This window comes from Collinsella sp. AF18-8LB (genome assembly GCF_003459795.1).
Classification (GTDB): Bacteria; Actinomycetota; Coriobacteriia; order Coriobacteriales; family Coriobacteriaceae; genus Collinsella.
In genome coordinates this window covers 1-2,508 of sequence record NZ_QRWU01000019.1, presented here as the reverse complement: position 1 = coordinate 2,508, position 2,508 = coordinate 1, and the positions used below count along the sequence as shown (strand labels likewise).

At 64.4% G+C, this 2,508-nt stretch carries 1 protein-coding gene; it reads left to right on the top strand.

Features of this window, described 5'->3' with window-relative positions:
* A partial coding sequence (locus DWX25_RS09345; RefSeq protein WP_304650835.1) for a Spy0128 family protein occupies positions 1 to 2,508 on the top strand: 2,508 nt, incomplete at both ends.

The window sequence follows — 2,508 nt, the reverse complement described above, 5'->3', positions numbered from 1 at the left end:
GTTCACCAATACGTATGAGACGCCCGGCGCGACGTTCGACACCGGTCCCACCGCTGCGGATGCGCTCTTCAACAAGGTGCTCGATGGCCGTGATTGGCTGGCGGGCGACAGCTTCCGCTTTGAGCTGACTCCGGTCGACGACGCACCCATGCCCGAGGACGCCGTGAACGGTGCGAAGACCGTGACGGTTACCGGCGCGGGCAAGAAGGATGGCGATCAGGTGGGCTTCGGCTTTGGCGACATCGTGTTCACCGATGCCGACATGGCCGAAGCGACCGCGAACGCCGACGGCAAGCGTAGCAAGACCTTCAGCTACCACGTCCAGGAACTTGGCGTTGACGGACAACCGGGAACCGGCGGTTCGAGCAATGGCGTCACGTACTCCAAGGAGATGGCCACACTCAACGTGACGGTGACCGACGACCTCAAGGGAAATCTGACGGCGGCTGTCGCCGGCACCGTTTTGAACGGCGTGTTCACCAACACGTACGAGTCCAAGGTAAACTATGGCGCGGCGGGCGGCTTGGCCATCACCAAGACTCTGAACGGCCACGATCTGGTGCGCGGCCAGTTCGGCTTCACCGTGAAGCCGAAGGACGAGGCGACGGCGCGGAAGTTCGGCATCAAGCAGGGCGGCGAGGAGTTCACCAATGCGCAGCCCGCGCTGAACGGCGAAAAAGTCGTGGTGAAGCTGCTCGGCGGCGGCGTGGAGTTCAACCAGGCGGACAACGGCAAGACCTTCTCGTTCGAGGTGTATGAGAGCAGGAAGGGCGGCGCCGGCTACGACAACGACGATACGCGCTACACGGTCGACATCGCGGTGTCCGACGATGCGAACACCGGCAAGCTGACCGTGACCACCAAGGTCTCCGGCGGCGCGGCGGACGACAAGACGTATACCTACGCCACGGGTGATGCCCCCGCCACCGGCGCCGCACGTGCCGAGGTCCCGTTCGTGAACGAATACAGTGCGACGGGTGATTTAGGCGAGAGGGCAGCGGTGAAGATCGAGGCCGCAAAGACCCTGTCCGGTCGCGACCTTAACGCCGGCGAGTTCAATTACGTGGTGCTCGATGCACGCGGCGCCACGGTTGCCACGGGCTCGAACGTCGCCGCGGGCAAGGGTCAACCGGGCAAGATCGTCTTCACCGGCATCAACTACACGACCGCCAAGATCGAGCAGGCGCTCGCGGACGGCACCGCGGCCAAGGGTGCGGACGGAACGTACCGCTTTGAGTACACGGTTGCCGAGCAGACCACACGCCTTCCCGAGGGCGTGACGGGCAGCGTGTTCACTTTCCAGATCGTGGTCGTGGTGACCGACAACGGCGACGGAACGCTTTCGCCCGAGGTCGCGTATCCGGCGGGTTCCAACTCCCTGGCGTTCCAAAACACGTATGACACGCATTCGGTGGGCGTGGAGTTCAGGGGCGCCAAGTGGCTGAGCCTGGAAGACGAGGCCCTCGGTCTGACGATTGCCGACATCGCCGACAAATACGAGTTCAAGATCGAGGCGGTGACCCCGGGTGCCCCCATGCCCGACGCGCGTGTGGCGAAGAACGGCCCTGCGGGCAACGTGACCTTCGGTAACGCCACCTACACCCTGGCCGATGCGGGCAAGACGTTCGCCTACAAGGTGACCGAGACGGGCTCTGTTGCCGGTGTCGCAAATGACGCTGCGGCCCAGAGCGGCAAGACGTTCACCGTGACGATCGCCGACAACGGCGACGGCACGCTGGAGGCCACGACCAGCCCTGCCGACGGCCCGATGTTCTCCTTCAACAACACGTATGGTACGACCCCCGCGAGCTCCAGCCTGACGGCGGACGGCGGCTTCGCGATCGCCAAGACGCTGACAGGCCGTCCCATCACGGCGGGTGAGTTCGAGTTCCGGCTCGCCAAGCTCGACGGCACCGTTGTGGCATCGGCCAAGAACGATGCCGGCGGCAAGGTCGAGCTGCCTGCGGTGACCTTCGACAAGCCGGGCACGTACCGGTACGTCCTTGCCGAGGTCTCCGGCGGCAAGAAGATCGACGGCGTGAGCTACGACGGAAGCGTGTACCCGGTGAGCGCGGTCGTGACCGACAAGCTCGACGGCACGCTGGCCGTGGCCTGGAGCGTTGACGGCGCGACGACGACGAGCGGTATCATGTTCGCGAACAAGTATGCGGTCGATCCCGCCTCCGCGAGCATCGTCGCCGGCAAGAAGCTCGACGGCCGCAAGCTTGCCGCAGGCGAGTTCACCTTCGAGCTGAGCTACGGGCAGGGTGGCGATGCCAAGACCGTTACCGCCACCAATGACGCTGCCGGCATGGTTGTATTTGACCCGATGACCTTTGACGCTGCGGGCGAATATCGCTTCAAGGTGCGCGAGGTTGCGGGCAAGGCCGAGGGCGTAACCTACGACAAGAAGGTGTACGAGGGCACGGTGACGGTCACTGACGATGGCAGGGGAAGCCTCGTGGCCGAGATCGCGTTCGATAACGGGGACGAGCCCCTGTTCACCAA